The sequence below is a fragment of the uncultured Campylobacter sp. genome (genome assembly GCF_938018145.1).
Taxonomy (GTDB): Bacteria; Campylobacterota; Campylobacteria; order Campylobacterales; family Campylobacteraceae; genus Campylobacter_A.
On record NZ_CALIII010000043.1, the window covers coordinates 1 to 2,177 of the forward strand.

The window sequence follows — 2,177 nt, forward strand, 5'->3', positions numbered from 1 at the left end:
TTCCCGAAGGCTCACCCGCTCTACGCCTTTTTCTATCACTCGCACCCAAGCCTCTTTGAGCGTATAAACGAGCTGGAAAATGACGGTAAATGACGCGCTAAAAGCCGCCGCCTCGCAGATAGCTCCAGCGTGCGAGATAAGCGGCGCAAATCCGGCGCGCGTAGCCAAGGCACTTTTAACGAAGCATCTTGGCGTAAAAATCGAATGGATATTTTTAAATTTAAACCGCGAGCTAGAGGATGCGGACGGATATTTCGCACTTGCAAAGCGCTTCGCAAGTCACGAGCCGCTAGAGTATATAACGGGCGAGGCGGGCTTTTACGGACTTAGCTTTAACGTAAAAAAGGGCGTCTTGATCCCGCGTCCGGAGACTGAAATTTTAGTCGAAAAATCTCTTGAAATTTTATCAAATTTACCCGCGCGAAAGGAGCCGCCTCTAGTCACCGAGATTGGAGTCGGAAGCGGGATAATCAGCATCTGCCTGGCGCTAAACTCAAACGCCAAAATAATAGCCTCCGATATCAGCGACGAGGCGTTAAATTTAGCTCGCGAGAACGCCGCGAAATTTGGCGTAGAGGATAGGATAGAGTTCGTAAAATGCGCATATCTGGATCAAATTTACGGACAGTTTGATCTGCTAGTTTCAAACCCACCATACATAGCGCGGGACTACGGGCTTGATAAATTCGTGCTAAACGAGCCGCATGAGGCACTCTTTGGCGGTGCGGCGGGCGACGAGATCTTAAAAAACATAATCCTCGTCGCTAAAAATCGCGGCGTAAAATACCTAGCCTGCGAGATGGGCTACGATCAGCGAGAAAGCATGCAAAGCGCGCTTAAATTTAACGGGTTCGAGGCGGAGTTTTACAAGGATTTAGCTGGGTTTGACCGCGGATTCGTCGCGCGAAATATATTTGCAAATTTCTAAATTTGCGCGCAGTTTGGGCTTTGGCTGGTAAACTAAATTTGCTACTACTTGCGTCAAATTTAGCGCTCGTAAATTTTCGCCCTTTTTGCTTAAATTTAGCGGATTTTAAATGCTATAACCCTAAAATGGGTGCGGTAAATCAAAAAAAGGAAAATTATGAAAAGCGTTTATTTTTTGCTTCTTGGCGCACTCATCGGTACGGAGCTGGCTCTGGGCGCTCTGGTTGCACCCACGATTTTTTATCCGCAGAGCATACTTGGCGAGGGCGTACTTACGCAGTTTCAAAGCGGCAAACTGATGGCTACGATATTTGTTAAATTTAACTACGCCTTGCTAGCCGTTAGCGTCATAGCCGCGCTTTACGAGTTTGCATCGTTTAGATCTAGCGTCAAATTTGCCGCTAAATTTAGCATGGGTATGCTTTGCGCGATAAATTTAGTCCTCGCGCTCTCGTTCGTGTTTTACTTCACGCCTTTCGTCATGGATGCGCAGGCCGCTGGCGAGGCGGCGACGCAGACGGCCGAGTTTAGGCAGATGCACGTAGCTAGCGAGTGGACGATGAAGCTGATGTTGTTTGCGCAGCTTGCTTTGTTTTTTATCAAATTTAAAACCGCAGAAAAATGAGCGCAAAGCCCGATATCCAAATTTTAACCGATTTTCTATCTGACTACACGGCGGCGATGGTGAGTGCGGGCACCTACACCGCGCGCGTCGAAAAGTGCGTGGACCGCGTGGCTAGGCGCTACGGCTACGACGTTAGCGTGACGATTTTCGTGAAATATTTTACCATTAGCGTCATGGACTCGGCCGACAACTCCCTGCGCCGAACTTACGTAAAAAAGATCCCGCTGGGGCAGGTGAGCTTTAACCGTATTTCCGAGCTTTCATCGCTTAGCTGGCGGATTTTGGATGAAAATTTGAGCTTAGATGAGGCCAAAGAGCAGTTTGAGGGCGTCATGCGAATAGGCGCAAATAAATTTACAAGCTCGCTTATTTTGATCAGCCTTGCAAATGCGGCGTTTTGCAGGCTTTTCGGCGGAGATGCGGGCTCGGTCGTATGCGTATTTTTCGCGACGCTTGTTGGATATAGCCTTAAATTCGCGCTTGCTAAAATGGGCGTAAATTTAAAAATCCAGTATGTTTTGACCTCGTTTGTCGTATCTTTTATCGCCTATCTTGGCGTATTTTACGGCCTTACGCACACTAGCGACGTGGCGATCGGCTCGTCGATACTCTTTTTGATGCCGGG

General features: G+C 48.1%; 3 protein-coding genes. All 3 read left to right on the forward strand.

From position 1 onward, the window contains the following. Window positions 1-79 precede the first annotated feature (79 nt). The gene (gene prmC / locus Q0338_RS01065) at window positions 80-928 is read left to right on the forward strand and encodes a peptide chain release factor N(5)-glutamine methyltransferase (RefSeq protein ID WP_298085148.1); all 849 of its coding nucleotides are present in this window, start codon (window positions 80-82) and stop codon (window positions 926-928) included. A 156-nt stretch (window positions 929-1,084) separates the two neighbouring features. Next, window positions 1,085-1,552: a DUF4149 domain-containing protein gene (locus tag Q0338_RS01070; RefSeq protein WP_298085149.1), complete on the forward strand. Its 468-nt coding sequence runs from the start codon at window positions 1,085-1,087 to the stop codon at window positions 1,550-1,552. Continuing rightward, window positions 1,549-2,177 (forward strand): threonine/serine exporter family protein (locus tag Q0338_RS01075; RefSeq protein WP_298085150.1); only part of this gene is annotated, 629 nt, incomplete at its 3' end. The genes Q0338_RS01070 and Q0338_RS01075, both read left to right, overlap by 4 nt.

Coding starts and splice junctions, on each gene's coding strand:
- Q0338_RS01070 (WP_298085149.1), top strand. CDS start 1,085: ATGAAAAGCGTTTATTTTTTGCTTCTTGGCGCACTCATCGGTACGGAG.
- prmC (WP_298085148.1), top strand. CDS start 80: ATGACGGTAAATGACGCGCTAAAAGCCGCCGCCTCGCAGATAGCTCCA.